The 17,221-nt window shown below is 73.4% G+C and carries 16 protein-coding genes; 2 read left to right on the top strand and 14 right to left on the bottom strand.

Features of this window, described 5'->3' with window-relative positions:
• The first annotated feature begins 86 nt into the window (after window positions 1-86).
• On the top strand, window positions 87-692 hold the full coding sequence (locus tag CLV70_RS11555; protein WP_106126414.1) for a hemerythrin domain-containing protein: 606 nt from the start codon (window positions 87-89) through the stop codon (window positions 690-692).
• Window positions 693-735: 43 nt separating this feature from the next.
• Here the strand turns inward: CLV70_RS11555 and CLV70_RS11550 are convergent, their stop codons facing one another.
• The 7 genes from CLV70_RS11550 to CLV70_RS11520 all read right to left on the bottom strand — a co-directional run bounded on the left by CLV70_RS11550 (window position 736) and on the right by CLV70_RS11520 (window position 7,900).
• The gene (locus tag CLV70_RS11550; RefSeq protein WP_146164033.1) at window positions 736-1,176 is read right to left on the bottom strand and encodes a hypothetical protein; all 441 of its coding nucleotides are present in this window, start codon (window positions 1,174-1,176) and stop codon (window positions 736-738) included.
• Complete coding sequence (locus CLV70_RS11545; protein WP_106126412.1) at window positions 1,173-2,807, bottom strand: hypothetical protein; 1,635 nt, start codon at window positions 2,805-2,807, stop codon at window positions 1,173-1,175. Before CLV70_RS11545 ends, CLV70_RS11550 begins: the two co-directional genes overlap by 4 nt.
• 37 nt (window positions 2,808-2,844) lie before the next feature.
• Entirely contained in the window at window positions 2,845-3,048 is a 204-nt protein-coding gene (locus CLV70_RS11540) for a hypothetical protein (RefSeq protein WP_106126411.1), read from the bottom strand.
• An 11-nt stretch (window positions 3,049-3,059) separates the two neighbouring features.
• Window positions 3,060-3,710, bottom strand: a complete 651-nt coding sequence (lepB, locus tag CLV70_RS11535; RefSeq protein ID WP_106126410.1) for a signal peptidase I — start codon at window positions 3,708-3,710, stop codon at window positions 3,060-3,062.
• Window positions 3,711-3,757: 47 nt separating this feature from the next.
• The gene (locus CLV70_RS11530) at window positions 3,758-4,234 is read right to left on the bottom strand and encodes a hypothetical protein (RefSeq protein ID WP_146164032.1); all 477 of its coding nucleotides are present in this window, start codon (window positions 4,232-4,234) and stop codon (window positions 3,758-3,760) included.
• Between the two features lie 54 nt (window positions 4,235-4,288).
• Window positions 4,289-5,872, bottom strand: a complete 1,584-nt coding sequence (locus CLV70_RS11525) for an alpha/beta fold hydrolase (RefSeq protein WP_106126408.1) — start codon at window positions 5,870-5,872, stop codon at window positions 4,289-4,291.
• Between the two features lie 150 nt (window positions 5,873-6,022).
• Window positions 6,023-7,900, bottom strand: a complete 1,878-nt coding sequence (locus CLV70_RS11520; RefSeq protein ID WP_106126407.1) for a PI-PLC domain-containing protein — start codon at window positions 7,898-7,900, stop codon at window positions 6,023-6,025.
• Between the two features lie 214 nt (window positions 7,901-8,114).
• Here CLV70_RS11520 and CLV70_RS11515 point away from each other — a divergent pair, with 214 nt between their 5' ends.
• Entirely contained in the window at window positions 8,115-10,721 is a 2,607-nt protein-coding gene (locus tag CLV70_RS11515) for a glycoside hydrolase family 9 protein (protein ID WP_106126406.1), read from the top strand.
• 25 nt (window positions 10,722-10,746) lie between these two features.
• On the opposite strand, the gene CLV70_RS11510 is transcribed toward CLV70_RS11515, so the two are convergent.
• The 7 genes from CLV70_RS11510 to CLV70_RS11480 form a co-directional block, all read right to left on the bottom strand.
• On the bottom strand, window positions 10,747-11,481 hold the full coding sequence (locus CLV70_RS11510; RefSeq protein ID WP_158277752.1) for an AfsR/SARP family transcriptional regulator: 735 nt from the start codon (window positions 11,479-11,481) through the stop codon (window positions 10,747-10,749).
• Window positions 11,482-11,599: 118 nt separating this feature from the next.
• The gene (locus CLV70_RS11505; protein ID WP_106126404.1) at window positions 11,600-12,649 is read right to left on the bottom strand and encodes an MSMEG_0565 family glycosyltransferase; all 1,050 of its coding nucleotides are present in this window, start codon (window positions 12,647-12,649) and stop codon (window positions 11,600-11,602) included.
• Window positions 12,646-13,470: a carbon-nitrogen hydrolase family protein gene (locus tag CLV70_RS11500; RefSeq protein WP_106126403.1), complete on the bottom strand. Its 825-nt coding sequence runs from the start codon at window positions 13,468-13,470 to the stop codon at window positions 12,646-12,648. The genes CLV70_RS11505 and CLV70_RS11500 overlap by 4 nt, the downstream gene beginning before the upstream one ends.
• Complete coding sequence (locus CLV70_RS11495; protein WP_106126402.1) at window positions 13,467-14,288, bottom strand: carbon-nitrogen hydrolase family protein; 822 nt, start codon at window positions 14,286-14,288, stop codon at window positions 13,467-13,469. The genes CLV70_RS11500 and CLV70_RS11495 overlap by 4 nt, the downstream gene beginning before the upstream one ends.
• A complete protein-coding gene (locus CLV70_RS11490) occupies window positions 14,285-15,634 on the bottom strand; it encodes an MSMEG_0567/sll0787 family protein (protein ID WP_106126401.1) in 1,350 nt (449 codons plus the stop codon). The genes CLV70_RS11495 and CLV70_RS11490 overlap by 4 nt, the downstream gene beginning before the upstream one ends.
• Complete coding sequence (locus tag CLV70_RS11485) at window positions 15,631-16,683, bottom strand: MSMEG_0568 family radical SAM protein (RefSeq protein ID WP_106126400.1); 1,053 nt, start codon at window positions 16,681-16,683, stop codon at window positions 15,631-15,633. Before CLV70_RS11485 ends, CLV70_RS11490 begins: the two co-directional genes overlap by 4 nt.
• Complete coding sequence (locus CLV70_RS11480; protein ID WP_106126399.1) at window positions 16,683-17,195, bottom strand: MSMEG_0572/Sll0783 family nitrogen starvation response protein; 513 nt, start codon at window positions 17,193-17,195, stop codon at window positions 16,683-16,685. Before CLV70_RS11480 ends, CLV70_RS11485 begins: the two co-directional genes overlap by 1 nt.
• Window positions 17,196-17,221 lie beyond the last annotated feature (26 nt).

The following is a 17,221-nucleotide window of genomic DNA, read 5'->3' as shown; positions in this document are numbered from 1 at the left end:
GTTCACGAAGTGAGGAAGGTTCCACGTAATTCTGAACACATCATGATTCATTGACTGCGGCACAATGTGATCGATAGTTTCGCCGCATGATCGAATCCAAGGCCGTAATCGAAACGCGCATCGTCCACGAAATGCATCGCATGGGCACCACGATGCTGGCGACCGCCGCGCGCAACCCCTCCGCCGATACCGTGCGCGTCGACGAGCTGCGAGTGTTCCTGGAGAAGAATCTGCGCCATCACCACGAGTCCGAGGACGACCTGTTGTGGCCGATGATCGAGCGGATCGCACCGGGAACCGCCGCACCCCTGGCGGACCTGTCCGGCGAGCACGCGGAGCTCGACAAGGCGCTCGACCGGCTCGCGGAAGCACCCCTCGGCAGCGACGAGCTCGCCGGAGCGGCCGAGCTGGTCCGTGTGATCGTCCACCGGCACCTGGACCACGAGGAACCGGTGCTGTTGCCGGCGCTGCGCGACCATGTGACCGCCGAGGCGTGGGACGAGTTCGCCACCCGCGTCATGGCGACCGCTCCGACCGAGGCCGCGTACCTGAACATCGGCTTCTTCGCCCGCCTCGCCACCCCGGCCGAGTTCACGATCCTCACCGCGGGGCTGCCCGAGCCGGTGCGGCCGCTCGTGCCGGCGATGCGTCAGCAGGCCGAGGAGGCCTTCACCGCGCTGGGCGCCCTCTGAACCCGGACCCCTTCGGGAGGCGCCGGTGGCGCGGCCGGGAGGGTCACGAGCGCAAGCCGGCCACGCCGTACGCCGCCGACGCGACGGCGCAGGCGGCCGCTCCCGCCGCGGCGACGACGCCTCCCGTGCCCCAGGCCCACCAGGCGATCGCGCCCAGCGCCAGCGCGTCGCCCAGCAACGCCACGCCGAACCAGGTCACGTAGTTGCTCGTCGCGAACGCCGTCCCGCCCGCCACCACCGCGACCGCGCCGCCGGCCGTCGCCACCCACTCACCGGCCGCGATGCCGCCGGCCAGCGCGACCCACCCGGCACCCCAGACCGCGACCGCGAACAGGGTGATCCGGGTGGCGAGGGTGGCGCAGCCGGCGGCGATCGTGAGGACGGCCACGGCGATCGCCGTGATCCGGCCCTCCGGCCACCCGGCCCCTCCGGCCGTCAGCGTGGCCCCGATCGCGAGGAGCGCGACACCCGCGACCACCCTCATGACCGGGCGTCCCAGCTGATCGTGCGCGGGCCGTCGAAGCGTCCCTCCGTCACCGACACCAGCACCTCCGTCCGCATCGGCGCGGCGCAGGCCGGGCAGGCGCCGGCCAGCGTGGCCGCGTAACCGTCCTCGACCTCGCGCACCCTGTCCTCGTCGCGGTACGTCCACCCCGGTGAGCCCCGCAACCGCGTCGAGGTGCCGCAACCCGGGCACGGCGCGTGCAGCAACGCGTCCGCCGGGGTGAGGCGCGGGCCGACGGCAGCCGAGCCGTGCAGCCGGAGGACGACGGTCCGGCCTCTGTGGAGGCGTACCCGCAGCAGCTCGGGGCCCTCGGTCAGCAGGCGGCTCAGCGGTCCCGGCGGCAGGGGGTCCACGCCGGCGCGGATCTGCCGGGCCGTGAACACGTACGCCAGCGGCAGCAGCTCGGAGCCGAGGTCGACGTCGAGGGCGCGCCGCAGGTCGCCGTCGACGGCCGCGTGCAGCAGGCCGGCGGCCGGCCCGGTGCCGAACCAGTCGTGCTCGGTGATCCACTCCGCGGCGGTGCGGTCGTCCGGCGCCGCCAGCCACGCCGCCAGGCCGTCCGATTCCCCGCCGCCGCCCGGCTCCAGGAAGCAGTGCGCCCAGCCCAGCACGGCGCGGAGAAGCCGGGCCTGCTGCACCGGGTCCAGGCCGTCCGCCGGGTCTTCCAGGGGGTACGCGGACCGCTGCGGCAGCCGGCCGAGTACGCCGAGCAGTTCGCCGTCCGTCGCGCCGCGGTGCAGCCGGTGAAGGGGCTCCACCAGTTCGGGCGCGTACTCGAGCAGGTGCGGGAACCCGGCGAGGTCCGCCAGGTGCGCCTCGTCGTCGACGACCAGGATCCGGGAGGCGACCGCCGCGACGACCCCGGGGCTGTCGATCAGGCGCAGGCGCCGGGCCGCCGTCCGCCCTGCCCAGCCGTCGTCGGCGAGGTAACCCAGCAGGGCGGCGAACACGTCGTCGGTCAGCGGGAGGTCGACCAGCGCCCGCACGTACTGCTCGCGGATCTCGCGAACGGTCTCGACGCGCGCCCCGGCGAGGAACGCCGGTGTGTCCCGCCACTGCATCTTGCGAACCGCGGCCAGGCGTACCTCCGCGTTCACGTCGGACAGTGCCCGCTGCGCGTCCTCCGGAGCGAACCGGGAACTTCCACGCAGCGCCTCGAGCCGGACGAGCGGCGAGGGGTCGGCGAGGAAGCGGCGGCCGAACTCCACGGTCCGGTCGGAGGGACGGACTGCCCGCAGCGCCCGCAGCCGGAGCCGTTCCTCGCTGCTCGTCTCCAGCTCGCGGCGCAGCGGCTCGGCGTCGGCGCCGAGGCAGTGCAGCAGCCGGGCGACGCGGTCGTCGTTCTCCGTCAGGTCGGCGACGGCCCGGCCGATCCGCGGGCCGGCGGGCGGGTGCCGGCGCAGGACGGCCGCCAGGGCTCCCGCCGCGGCGTCGCTCACGGTGTCCCACCGTTCGGTCATGCCACCCGCCACCTGCACCTCGGCACCGTCGTGCAGCGCCAGGTCGAGCAGCCTGCCGATGACCTCCGGCCCACCGTCCCGGCCGGCCTTCTCCACGGCCAGCAGCCGGGTCAGGTCATCCGGGTCGTCCAGGTCTTCGGCGAGCGACACGCCCCGACGATAGGCCACCCGTCGCGAGCGGCGCCCGTCAGAGCTGCGGTATCACCCGCAGGACGGTGCCGGTGGCGGTCTCGATGATCACCAGGAGCCCACCGCCGCGGGCGTATCGCGGGTCGCGCAGCAGCACCTCCGCCTCCGGCCCGAGGACCTCCACCTCGGCGTCGCTCAGCGACGTGCGGCCCAGCTCGGCCGCTCTCGCCCGCGCGATGGCGATGAGCTCGGCATCCGTCACGGCCCGGCCCCCTAGTGATCCGGCCGGGGCGCGGCCGGAACGCCGTCGAACTGCTCGGGCACCGACAACCATCTCGCCCGTTTCAGCGGCCAGAAGATGGTGAAGGCCCGGCCGATGACCGAGCTCTCGGCGATCGTCGACCGGGTGATGTCCCCGGTCTCGTTCCAGTGCGCGAGGGAGTCGCCGGACGCGGAGCGGTGGTCGCCCATCACCCAGAGACGGCCGGGTGGGACGGTGATGCTGAACGGCTTGCCGGCCGCCGGATCCTGGGTGCCGCCCGCGTCACGGTAGATGAAGGGTTCGTCGATCGCCGTGCCGTTGATGATCAGCCTGCCCTGCGGATCGCAGCACTGCACCTGGTCGCCCGGGGTGCCGATGATGCGCTTGATGAAATCCTCGTCCTGGGTGCCACTGTGCCATTCGGACGGTGCCTCGAAGACGATGATCTCGCCGCGGTGCGGATCGCGGACGTCGTAGACGACCTTGTTGACCAGCACGTGGTCCCAGATGTTGAGCGTGTGCTCCATCGACTGGGACGGAATGAAGAAGGTCTGCAGCACGAACGTCCGCACGAGGACGGCGACCAGGATCGCCACGCCCATCAGGATCGGCAGCTCGCGCCAGAAGGACCTGCGGGGCTTCTCGGTCTGCTCATCGATCACGAGCCGAGCCTACGACGCCGTGTCATGTGGTCCGGCGAGGCGGGCGCCTAGAGTTTGACCTTCACCCCGGCCGCCCGGCAGGCGGCCTCGAGGTCGGTGGTCGTCTTCTCGTAGGCCGGGTCGGCGCCGGCGGTTGCCGGGTCCGGCGCCTGAGCGACCTCGGTGGATTCGGCGGCCGTCTTCCGCATCGCACGGGCCACCGCGGAGTCACCACCCGCGGACGCCGCGCTCAGCTTCTGGGCAAACTCGAGGAGCCCGTCCTTGATGTCGGCGGCGGACGGCCCCTTCCCGCCCTGCATGGCCCGCACCATCCGGCCCGTCAGGACGACGTCCGCCTGGTCCACCGCCTCGCACAACTCCTTGTCGCTGCCGGCCGGCTTGCCCGCAGCCGCGCTGGCGGGCGCGGGCGCGGAAGGCGGCGGCTGGAAGGTGGCGGTCGCACCCTCGTCGCCGCCGCCGCAGGCGGCGACCGCCATGGCGGAGACACCGATGAAAATAGACGAAATCACGCGAATCCGAATCACGGCGTGACGCTAACCCACCCACCCGCATAGATCAAACTGGATGGTATGGTCGCCTCAGCCGACGTCGGTGCAGAAGACGTCCCTGTCCGGCAGGCGCCCGGTGGTCAGGAAGTCGACGGTGGCACCGTCGGCGCAGGCCGAACCCGCGTGGTAGACGTAGTGCCCGCCGTTGTCGACACCGACGAGGGCGGCGCGGTCGCCGAGGACCCTGCGCAGTCCCTGCCCGGAGTCCCAGGACGTGGCGTGGTCCCGGCGGTTCTGCAGGATCAGGATGTCGCCGGGTCCCGTGCCGGTCACGGTGACCGGCTTCTCGATCGGGGCCTTCCAGAACGCGCAGGGCCAGACGTTGGCCGGCATGCCCGCCGTGAGCGGCCACGCCCTGCGGTCGGCGGCGCTGCGGGCGGCGTAGCCGGCAACGTCGTGGGACCACTCGGCGTCGCCGCAGACGAGAGCCAGGAACATGGTCGCCTGGTTGTCGGCGGGGACGCCCGGGGTGGGCGGCGTCTCGGCGAACACCTGCTCGAGCACCTCGCCGCCGGCCGCGGTGAGGTGACCGTCCGCGAGGTCCGCGGCGGCCCGCCAGACCTGCGCGAGGGTGGGCAGGTGCTTGTTGTCGAGGAGCAGTGCGTAGGTGACGGTGCGCAGGAGTGCCCCGGTGATGGACTGCTGAGTGCCCGGCACCGGTGCGGGCTTACGGTCGAGCCGGTCCGCGAGGGCGAGGTAGGTGCGGGTGACCTCGTCGGGCGTGCCGCCGAGCCGGAGGGTGCCGTTCTGCGCCGCGGCGACGGCGGCCGCGTCGGGGAACCGCTCGGCCATGGCCTTGCCCCAGCCCTCCACCTCGCCGGACCAGACCTTGGTGGGATCGATGTTGCCCTCGAGGATCATGCGGTCGGTCCGCTCCGGGTACAGCGAGCTGTAGACGGCGCCGAGGTAGGTGCCGTACGACTGACCCCAGTAGGAGATCTTCTGCTCGCCGAGCGCCTCGCGGATGCGGTCCAGGTCCCGGGCGGTGTTGGCGGTGTTGAAGTACCGCAGGTTCTCTCCGGCCGCCGCGGCGCACTTCCCGGCTTCCGTACGGGCCAGCTCCACGTTCGCGGTGATCGAGCCGTTCGCGGCGGGGTAGGGGAAATGTCCCGGCACGCCGGCGACCTCGAGGCCGCAGCTCTGCGGGGTGCTGTGCTCGACGCCGCGTGGATCGAAGCCGATCAGGTCGTAGCCGTCCAGGACGGATTCGGGCAGCGTCGGTGCGATCGTGCCGGGCATGTCGAGACCCGGCAGGGCGGGACCGCCCGGGTTCAGCAGCAGCACGCCGTGCCGCTTCGCGGGGTCGGCGGCGGCCAGCCGGGAGATCGCCACCTCGATCGACGTGCCGTCCGGCTTGTCGTAGTTCAGCGGCACCTTGACCGTGGCGCAGGTCAGCCCGGGATTGCGGGTCACTCCCTTCGCCGCCTCCGGGCACGATCCCCAGGTGAGCGCGGCCGGCTTGGCCGAGGCCGCCGGCGCCGGGCGGTCCTCCTCGTGCGCGGCGTCGCTGCAGCCGGTCGCGCCGGCCACCGCCATCGTTGCGGCCGTCAGGGCCGTGGCGAACCGGCGGCCCCCTGACCGGCCGGACGCCCCGGCACTGCGTGTCCTGTTCATCGCCTTCGTCCTTCGATTCGTCCCGGCGGGCCGCGTTCGCCCGGCGGCCCGTGATGCTGGCGACGAAGCTATCGAGGTCGACAGGCGGCCCACATCGCCCCGAAGTGGACAGAATGGGTAGCTCGAACGAGGGATGGGGCCGCGGCGGGATCAGATGGCGTGGCAGTTGTCGGGCTCGCCGGGGCGTACGTCGTAGCAGGCGTACTGGAGGCCGTCGGCGGACTGGTCGAGGACGCCGTTGGTGAAGTAGGTCAGCGACACCCAGCCCCAGCGGCCGTTGGACGCCCGCGTGTACGCCCACCAGAAGTTGGTGCTCTCGTCGCGGGTGTGCGGCTTGCCGGGCTGCTGGCCCAGGAACCAGTTGGCGCCGCCGTGGGCGAGGGTGCCGACGCGGGCGGAGGCGGGGTCGGGGCGGCTCATGACCGGTGCCTTGCCGGCGACGAGGGTGCAGTACTGGCCGTAGAGCCGGGCCGTGGCTATCCACGAGGGGACAGCGCAGTCGCCGCCGCCTCCGCCCACGGCGGTGCCGGCGATCCACTCGCCCAGCATCGCCACGTGGTCGCTGCCGATGTAGTCGACGCCGGCGTACAGCGCGTCGGTCCAGGAACTGCCGCGGTCGGGGCAGTCGGCGACGTCTCGCAGCCGTACGTGGTGCCCGGTGCTCTGGGCCGTGACGATGTCGTCCCAATGTCTCGTCTGGACCGGGGTCTCGTCGGCTTTCGCGCAGCCGGCCGGGTTCTCGAAGCTGATCACCGGGACGAGGTCCGCGTTGTACTGGTCCCCGTCGACGTCGAAGCTGCCGTCCAGGAACGTGTAGATGTCGGACTGCTGCTGGAGGATGCCGCGTACGGTGTCGTATCCGCCGGCGCTGACCGGGAACCGGTCGTCGTTGTGGCTGCCGGTGACGACGATCTGCACCGGTCCCCACCGCCGGGCCGTCCGGTCGACGTGGTACAGCATGTCCCGGTACGGGGCGAGCGCACTCATGAGCTTCTTGACGACCACCAGCGGGTTGTTCGGGTCGGTCGCCGCGGCCGCCGGGTCCGGAGGCAGGGTGCAGCCGGCCGGACCCTCCGCGCACCCGATGCCGACGAAGAGCAGCACCGGCTGGTGGAATCCCGGGTACACCCGGCCGCCGTTGGCCTTCACCCGGGCGCTGAACCGCTGCAGGTACGCCGGCTCGAAGGGCCGCGCGGTGATCGTGGTGCCGCGGGAGTCCCGGCAGGCGCCGTCCACGAGGCGGTGGCAGAGCACCAGGGTGTCGTCACGCAGGAGGACGTCGGTCCCGACGCTGGTGAAGCCGCGGTCGAGCGCGTCGAGCAACGGCCGCGCGTTGAGGTGGTCGTTCTGCGCGTGCCCGTGCTCCAGCGGCGTCACGCCGGCGACCGTGGCCACGACGGGTTCCGCCGAGGTCAGCCGATCGTCCGGTTCGTCGCGGCGCAGGACCAGCACGGCGGCGGCACCGGCGAGCACCAGCGCGCTGAGGGCGCCGGCGATCAGGGCCCGGCCGCGACCGGGGCGGCGGGTGGTGAAGTGCGCGTCGATGATGATCGGCCCGGCGTCACCGGCGATCCTGTCGTTCCCGGCGGGGCGGAGGGCGGGCACGGCGCGCGGGGCGTTCCCGTCCGCCTCTCGCGCGGCGTCGGCCAGGGAGGACACGTGGGTGCTGGCGACCACGAGCCGGTCCGCGCCGGCGTCGCCGAACGGCTCCCCGGCGATGAGGTGGCTCGCGCGGGCGACCGCCACGACGAGGACCGGATCGGCGATGCGGTGCGGGTCGCCGGCCAGCACCGCCGCCACGTCGTCCTTGTCGACGGACCTGCCGGGCGCGAGGCGGTGGGTGCGGATCACCTCGGCCAGATGGCGCAGGGAGCCGGGCTGCCGGCGACGCCGCGGCGGCGGCGATCCGGGCGGTGCGGTGTACACGCCGACCCGGGCCGCGTGGGTGACATAGGCGTTGAGCTGGGAGGCGAGCAACTGCGCGGCGTCCTGCACCTCGGCCCACCACGGCGACAGCGGTTCCCGCACTCAGCCTCACCCCTCCGGCCCATCGGCGCCTCCATCGACGTCGACCATTATGCCCATCCCGGTGGAGGTCCGACGAAAGTATGTGGAAAGTGGACACCCATGCCCACCTGCGCCTTTCACCGTGGCGGCCGTGAGGGCGGTCAGGTAAGGCCGAGGTAAGTCCACCGTGGAACAACTGAGTCCCGGGTCGATTTCCGAGAAGAGGAAGAACGACGTGAGACTCAGACTGACCGCAGCACTCTCGACCGCTGCCCTGATCGGCAGCACTCCGGTGGCGGTGACCGCGGCGCAGGCCGCGGTCACCTCCTTCATCCGGGTCAACCAGGTCGGCTATCCCGCCGACGGGCCGAAGACCGCGTTCCTGCTCGGCACCACCGCGCAGGCCGGAGCCCCGTTCCAGGTGGTCGACGGCGCCGGGACGCAGGTGCTGGCCGGCACCGTCGGCGCCAGTCTCGGCTCGTGGAACAGCACCTATACCGCCGTCGCGCCGATCGACTTCTCGTCGCTGCGGAGCGCGGGCCAGTACAGCATCCGGGTCAGCGGCGTGACCACCTCGCCCACCTTCTCGGTGGGAACGGCCAACGGCCTGTACGCGCCGGTGTCGGCCACGATGACCAAGTTCTTCCAGGCCAACCGCGACGGCGCGAACGTCCTGCCGGGTGTGCTCAACCGCAAGGCGTCGCACCTCGCGGACTCGTCCGCCACCGTCTACCGGAAGCCGTCGTTCGACGAGGACGGCGCCATCGTCGGCGGCCTGACCAGGGCACAGGCGGCCACGGTCGACGTGTCCGGCGGCTGGTTCGACGCGGGGGACTACCTGAAGTTCACGCACACCGCGGCGTACACGCTCGACACGCTTCTGATCGCGCAGCGGTCCGGATCGCCGGACCCGGCGCGGGCGGCCGAGATCGACTTCGGGCTCGACTGGCTCGACAAGATGTGGGACGACGGCGCCTCCGTCCTGTACGCGCAGGTCGGCATCGGCGGCGGCGACGACGAGAACTACTTCGGCGACCACGACACGTGGCGGCTGCCGGAGACCGACGACACCATCACCGACCCGGCCGGCACCGATCTGTACTACCTGCGGCACCGGCCGGTGTTCCGGGCCAACGAGCCCGGCGCCAAGCTGAGCCCGAACCTGGCCGGGCGGGTGTCGGCCGCCTTCGCGATCGCCGCCCAGATCCACGCGACCAGCGACCCCACCCGGGCGCGGGCCGAGCTCACCAAGGCGGCCGCGATCTACGGCCTCGCGAAGACGACCTCGGTCGGGGAACTGGTGACCACGTTCCCGCACGACTACTACGGCGAGGACCTCTGGACCGACGACATGGCGTTCGGCGGCGTCGAACTGCATCTCGCCGCCAAGGCCCTGGGAGACAGCCGGGCGGCGGCCTGGCTCACCCAGGCGGCGCAGTGGTCGCGGCAGTACCTCGACGGCGACGAGCACGACACCCTCAACCTGTACGACGTCGGCTCCCTCGCGAGTGCCGACCTGGCCACCGTCGTCGGCTCGGGCGCGGCCGTCACCCGCGCGGAACTCGTTTCCTCGCTGGAGGAGCAGCTCGACGCGGGCGTGGCCCGGGCGAACGCCGACCGGTTCCGCGCCGGGGCCGTCTACGACGACTACGACTCGACCTCGCACACGTTCGGCCTCATCGCGCAGGCCGCCCGGTACCGCGACGTCACCGGCAGCACCCGGTACGCGACGTTCGCCCAGCAGCAGGCGAACTGGATCCTCGGCGGCAACCCCTGGGGAACCTCGCTGATCGTCGGCGTCGGCAGCACGTACCCGAAATGCCCGCACCACCAGATCGCCAACCTCGCCGGCAGTCTCACCGGGACCGGCGCCGTCCTGGCCGGGGCCGCGGTCAACGGCCCCAACGGTACGGACACCTTCGACGACCTCCAGCCCGGCGACGACGTCCGCGCCTGCCCGGCCGACGGTGTGGACCGGTACGCGGCGTTCAACGGCAACGGCGCCCGCTACCTGGACCGGGTGGAGGCGTGGATGAGCAACGAGCCGGCGATCGACTTCACCTCGACCGGCGCGGTGGCGTTCAGCCTGCTCGGGCCGGGCACCCCGGCCACCGGGCCGGCGCCGCACGCCGACACCATCGGCGTGTTCCGGCCGTCGAACCACACGGCGTACCTGCGCACCAGCATCACGCCGGGCAACAGTGACGTGCCCGCCTTCGCGATCGGTGACGGCTCCCAGGCGCCCGTCATCGGCGACTGGGACGGCGACGGCGTCGACGGGTGGGGCTACTTCGACCCGGCGGACCGGTCGTTCCACCTGCGCGACGCCCTCGACGCCGACGAGGAGCCGGAAACCGTCTTCGTCGCCGGCTACGCGGCGAGCGGGGACGTGCCGATCGCCGGTGACTGGGACGGCGACGGCAGGGACACCGTGGGCACCTGGCGGCCGGGCGACCAGCTGGCGCGGCTGCGCAACACGAACGCGGCCGGTGCGGCGGAGGTGACCCAGTCGTCCGGGAAGCCGGCCACCACGCCGCTGGCCGGCGACTGGGACGGCGACGGGCGCGACAGCCTCGGCTACTACGACCCGGCCGACCGGTCGTTCCACCTGCGCGACGCGCTCACCGGCACCGGCGCGTCCGACTTCACCTTCGTGTACGGCTCCGCCGGTGACAAGCCGGTGATGGGCGACTGGAACGGCGACGGGCGGGACACCGCCGGCATCTGGCGACCGTCCACGAAGGAGTTCTACCTGCGCAACACCAACCAGGGCGGCGACGCCGAGATCCGGGCGGCGTACGGCACGACGACCGACCGCCCGATGGTGGGCGACTGGCAGTAGGTTCCCGGAGGACCGTGCGGCCGCCCTAGGGACGTGCGGGCAGGACGCGCTGGCGCAGGATCCGCAGGTGCGCCTCGCGCAGTTGCGGGCCGGACTCGATGCCCAGCTCCTCGGCGAGCAACCGCCGGGTGCCGGCGACGACCGCCAGCGCGTCCGCCTGCCGCCCGCAGGCCGCCAGCGCCAGCGCGAACTGGGCCTGCACCCGCTCGTCGAACGGCGAACCCTGCGCCAGGTCGTCCAGGTAGGGCAGCGCCGTGCCCGGCTGACCGGCGGCCAGGCAGGCCTCGGCCAGCCCGACCACCGCCCGCGTCCGCAGCCCCTCCAGCCGGCGCACCGTCGCCCGTTGCTGCAACGGCACCGCAAGGTCGGCGCCGATCCGGCCGCGCCACAGCGACACCGCCGACCGGAGCAGTTCGATGCGGGCGTACGGGTCGGTGGCGGCGTCGGCGGCGGCCAGCCGCAGGCGGAACTGCCCGGCGTCGACCAGCGCCGGGTCGACGTCGACGGTGTAGCCCTGCGCGGTCAGCTCCAGCCGGTGCCCGCCCCGCAGCCACCGGCGCAGCGTGTGCACCGACACGTGCATCGCGGAGGGCGCGCCGGCCTCGCGGCGGCCCCGGAACAGCTCCGTCAGCTGCCCCGCGGGCACCGGGTCGTCCTCCACCAGCAGCAGCGTCAGCAGCCCACGCAGCTTGGGCGCGGTCAGGGGACCGGCCGGCGACGGCCACCAGACCTTCAGCGGGCCGAGGACTCCGAACTCCATTGTCGCCTCCAGGCGGGTCGCGATCGAGCGACTCCATGCTGGTTCGCGGTGTTCCCACGCGACAACGGCTTGCTGTCCGTGACCTGGGCTTATCTGTCCCCGGAGACAGATAGGCGGTTCAGCGCAGGGTCCGGTAGAACGCGGCATGCCGCTCGGCGGCGGCGCTCCAGGTGTGCGCCGCGGCGAGGGCCCGGCCGGCGGCGGCCCGCTCTGCCGGGTGGTCCTCGAGGGACTCGCGCAGCGCGAGGGCGAGGCCGGCCGGGTCCGAGCCGTACCCGACCGTGTCCCCGAACACCTCCCGCAGCACGGGCAGGTCGCGGACGACGACGGGGGTGCCGGCGGCGAGGGCCTCCATGGCGGCGAGGCCGAAGCCCTCCTTGGTGGAGGGGAACGCGAAGGCCGCGGCTCCGGCGACGAGGCCGGGCAGCACGTCCTGGCCGACCGGGCCGAGCACCCGCGGGGTGATGCCGAGCTCGTCCGCGCGGGCCTGCCAGGCGGCCCGGTAGTCGCGGTAGTCGAACAGGGTCTCGCCGCCGGCGATCACCAGGTCCAGGCCGGGCACGTCGCGGCGGAGCAGCGCGTACGCGTCGAGCAGGTCGATCGAGCCCTTGCGTGGCTCGATACCACCGACCGCGAGCACGTAGCGCCCGTACCGCGGGGAGGGCCGGGCGGCGGCGAACCTCGCGGCGTCGACGCCGTTCGGGATCACCGCCGGGGTGATGCCCCAGCCCTGCTCGACCTCGCGGGCCACCGCCGCCGAGACGCACAGGTGGGCGTAGGGGCGGACGATCGCCCGCTCGTGGCAGGCGGCCAGCTCGGGCGTCGTGAACTGGTCGAGGTGGTGGATCGTGCGTACGCACCGGTCCACGGCGTTGGCACTGATGCAGTCCTGGGCGTGCACGATGTCGTAGTCGCCGGGGACGAACGCCTCCCGCAGCACGTCGATCGAGCGCAGGATGCGGGAGCCGACACCCTCGTCCGGCACGTCGGGGAACGGCACGATCGCGAGGCGTACCCGGGGATCGACGGCGCGGAAGAAACCGCCGCCGCGGCCGAGCGTCCACACCGTCACCTCGTGGCCGAGCTCCGCGAGGGCCTCGGCCAGCGACAACGTGTGCACCACACCGCCACGCGGCCGGGTCGAGTAGGTGAGCAGCGCGATCCTCACCGGTACGCCTCCGGCCGCAGCTCGTCGAGGTGGGACAGCACCCGCCGGGCCGCGGCGATCTCGGCGGCCACGTCCAGCTCGGCGACGGCGAGGCCGGCCTTGCCCCAGGTCCGGGCGAGGATGTTGCCGGCCGGGCCGACGACCTTCGCCTGGCCGAGGAACCGCATGCCGCCGGCGCCGCCGGTCTGGTTGGCCGAGACCACGACGAGCTGGTTCTCGGCGGCGCGGGCGCAGTCGTAGAGGTCGAACAGCCGGGACTGCCGGTCCTGGGACATCCTCGGCGCGGCGTTGGTGAGGCTGGCGGGCCAGGCGGACAGGCAGGCGACGATCTCGGCGCCGTCGAGGGCGAGCGTGCGGGCCGACTCGGGGAACGTCTTGTCGTAGTCGATGAGCATGCCGAGGCGCCCGACCGGGGTGTCGAACGCGGCGAACGAGTCGCCGGCCCGGTACGCGAGCGCCTCGGCCGCCGGCAGGTGGACCTTGCGGTGCCGGCCGAGCACACCGTCGCCGTGGAGGCTGACGGCGGCGTTGTACCGGTCCTCGCCGTCGGCCTCGCAGTAGCCGACGCAGACCACCAGGTCGCCGGCGAGCGCGGCGACCCGGCCGAGCACCGGGTCGTCGGGTTCGAGGGCCGGCGGCAGCGAGGCGGGGTCGGGGTGGCGCAGGTCGGCGAGGTAGCCGCCGATCGCCGCGTCGGGGAGCACGAGCAGGCCGGCGCCCGAGGCCCGCGCATCATCGATGATCTTGCCGATGCGGCCGAGGCTGTGTTCGATGTCGCGGCCGAAGTGCGCGGCGGCGGCGGCGATGCGGATGAGCGTCACCGCACGTAGGTGTCCGGGCGCCGGTCACGCAGGTGACCCATGGCGCGGCGGGCGTCGCCGAGGGCGGCGGGCACGTCGAGGTCGGCGATCGCGATGCCGGGCACGACGCCGGTGGTGGCCACCACGTCCCCGCCCGGGTCGACGATCTTCGCGCTGCACACGAACCGCAGGCTGCCGAAGGTGCCGGACTGGTTGGCGGACAGCCAGACGACCTGGTTCTCCAGGGCGCGGGCGCGGTCGAAGAGGTCGAAGCGGCGGGTCCACCGGTCGTCGGCGAGGTCGTCGGGGGCGTTGGTGCGGCTCCCCGGCCAGGCGGAGACGCAGACGATGATCTCGGCGCCGTCCAGCGCCAGGGCGCGGGCCGACTCGGGGAAGGCCTTGTCGTAGCAGATCAGCATGCCGATCCGGCCGATCGGGGTGTCGAAGGCGGCGAACGAGTCGCCGGAGGCGTAGCTGGCGTTCTCCCGCAGCGGCTGGTGGACCTTGCGGTGGTTGCCGAGCACCCGGCCGTCGCCGACGCAGACCACGCTGTTGTACCGCAGGCCGCCGGCGTCCTCGCAGTACCCGGCGCAGACGACCATGTCGCCGGCGAGCTCGATCAGCCGGGCGATCTCCGGCCCGTCGGGGCGCAGGGCGGGCGGTTGCTCGGCCCGGCCGCCGAGGTCGGCGAGGTAGCCGCCGAGGCAGGCCTCGGGCAGGGCCAGCAGCCGGACGCCGTCCGCGCGGGCGCCGTCGATGATCTTGGCGATGCGTTCGAGGTCGCCGTCGAGGTCGCGGTCGAAGGCCTCGGCCACGGCGGCCATCCTGAGCAGGCTCATGATGCTGGTCCCAATTCTGTGACACCGGCCGGCACGGCCTCGGTGAGTTCTCCGTCCGGCCAGCGGAGCCGCACTCCGGTGCCGGCTGTCAGAAGGCCGCAGTCGGCACTGACCGCGGGCTCCGGCGGGACGGCGGAGCCGCCGGCGGTGAGCATGGCGAACCCGGGGAAACAGGTGAGCCAGTCGCCGGCGGTCGCCGCCGCCGGCCGGGGCACCCGGGCCACGTCCAGGACGGCGCCGCAGCCGCCCGCCTCGGCCAGCATCCCGAGCGTCCCGGCGATGCCGGCCATCGACACGTCCTTGGCGGCGGACGGCCGGGCCGTCGACACGTACGCGTGGAGTCTGCGCAGCTCGTCGGGGGTGCGATGGCTGGTGGAGTCCCACTGGCGGCCGTGCTGGCCGGGCCGCCAGCCGCCGCCGAGGTCGACGGTGAGCCGGACGGCCTGGCCCGGCCGCCCGCCGCCGCCGGGCACCGGGTCCGGGGTGCGGCCGAGCGCGGTCGCGGAGAGCGCGGCGGGAACGCCGAGCTGGGTGTGCCCGCCGAGGATCGGCACGCCCCAGGCGCCGGCGGCGCGGCGCAGGCCGCCGAGGATGCGGGCGGCGAAGGCGGCGTCGCGGGCGCCGACGGCGTTGAGCAGGCCCACCGGTGCGGCCCCCATCGCGGCCAGGTCGTTCATGTTGACGAGCACCGCGCACCAGCCGGCCCAGTCCGGGTCGCGTTCCACCATGGACGGCAGGATCGCGTCGCAGGCGGCGATCAGGTCCGAGCCGGGCACGGGCGCGCCGTCGTCGCCGATCCAGCCGGGCGGCGCCAGCCCGCCGACGAGCGCCCCGAGGGGTTGCTTGGTCGCGGTGACCAGCCGGTTGATCCGGTCGATGGGCCAGCGCATCAGCACGTGCGGCCGTCCGGCGACCGTCACCGGACGCACCGTACGCCAGCCGAGCGCCCGGAACATCCGCTCGCTGCGGGCCTGCACGGTGGCGTCGAACCGCAGCGCTCCGGCGTTCTCCGCGTACGCGCAGGCGGCCCGCACCAACGCGGGGCCGATGCCGCGCGCGCCGCGTACGGAAGCATCGACGGCGAGCCGGCCCCCCACCCACCAGCCGATGTCGGCGCCCGGCCCGGCCGGGCCGAGCCGCACCCCGCCGAGCAGCTCACCCCGGGTGCCACGGGCCTGCAGGACGACCGTACGCGGATCGTCGTCGCGGTCGTCGCGATCGGAGCCGGCGAACAGCTCCTGCTCGTCGACGAACACCCGGCGGCGCAGCCGGTGATAGTCGCCCGGGTCGCCGGCACGCTCGATGAGCGGCCGGGAGCCGAGCAGCGCGGGCACCAGGTCGGTCATCCGCCGGCCGCCTGGAGCACCCCGCACGCCCCACAGGCCGCGCAGCCGGCCTTCTGCCCGGTCCCGAGCATCCCGGCGTCGCGCAGCAGCTTCGCCACCCGTTCGCTGATGTCGCGGACCAGCGACGGCGGCGGCGCGGTGATCCCGTCGCGCCGGGCGAGCGTGCCGGCCATCGGGCGGAACGGCACCACGAACGGGTAGACGCCGCGCTCGATCAGCGCGGCGGCGCCGGCGACGAGCTCACCGGGGTCCTCGCCGAGCCCGATGAGCAGGTAGGTGGAGACCTGGTTGCGGCCGAAGACGGCGACGGCCCGGTCCCAGGCGGCCTCGTACTCGGCCATCGGGACGGTGCCCTTGCCGGGCATCCAGCGGCGCCGGACGTCGTCGTCGAGCGACTCCACGTGGATGCCGATGCTGGCCGCCCCGGCCGCGTGCAGGTCGTCGATGACGCGGAGGTCGCCGGGCGGCTCGATCTGGACCTGGACGGGCAGGCCCGGCACGGCGTCCAGGATCGCGCGCACGCAGCGGACCAGGTTGCGAGCGCCGCGGTCGGGCCCGGCGGTGGTGCCGGTGGTCAGCACCATCTGGGTGACGCCGTCGAGGCGTACGGCCGCCTCGGCGACCTCGGCGAGCTGCGCCGGGGTCTTGGCCGCGACGGTGGCGCCGGCCCGGAGCGACTCCTCGATGGTGCAGAAGCGGCAGCGCTGATCCTCGGCGTAGCGGATGCAGGTCTGCACCACCGTGGTGGCCAGGACGTTCCTGCCGTGCAGGCGGGCGATCTGCTCGTAGGGCACGCCGTCGGCGGTGCTCAGCTCGTAGAAGCGGGGGCGGTGGACCACGTCGAGGCTCAGCCCGGTGTCGGTCTCGCCCAGCCAGACCCGCCCGTCGCGGACCGCGTACGGGCTGGCCGGGTCGATCGGCAGGGCGGCGTTCCGCCCGTCGAGGAGCACGTGGCCGTCGTCGCTGGGGCCGGCCCCGGCCGGGCGGCGTACGGGGGTGGGAACCCGTACGCCGCGCAGGGCCAGGTCGGCGCGCACGTCGAGGGACATCAGACCATGTACGTCGAGTTGATGATGGCGCCCTTGCGGGCGTAGTGGATGATCGCGTCCTGCACGTCGAGTGGGTGCGTCGGGATGACGCCCTCGATCAGGTCCTCCTCGCGGGCGCCGTGCAGCGACAGCCCGAACCGGCAGCAGAACACCTTGCCGCCCTCGGCGATGAACGTCTTCAGCGAGTTGTTGATGTTGTGCTCGCCGGGGAACGCCGACGTGCCGGTGGTCGGGAAGCCGCGGGTGGCGAGGGCGTTCAGCGAGCCGGGGCCGTAGAAGTAGATCGCCGACTCGAAGCCCTTCCGCAGTGCCCGGGTGGCCTGCAGGATCGCCACGAAGCTGACCGACGACTCGTGGGCGATGCCGTGGACCAGGGTGAAGTAGGTCTCGCCGTTCTCCGCCTGGTAGTCGGGGAAGACCTTGGTGGTGCCGTACAGGCTGGAGCCCTCCGGCAGCGACGGGTGCGGGATCTCGGTGAGGGACTTCTGCTCGAGCTCGGTCAGTTCGGACATCGGGGGTCTCCTTCGAAGCGGGGGAA

Source organism: Pseudosporangium ferrugineum (genome assembly GCF_003002065.1).
Classification (GTDB): Bacteria; Actinomycetota; Actinomycetes; order Mycobacteriales; family Micromonosporaceae; genus Actinoplanes; species Actinoplanes ferrugineus_A.
Note: the sequence above shows the minus strand (reverse complement) of the source record. Positions and strands in the feature narration are given on the sequence as shown.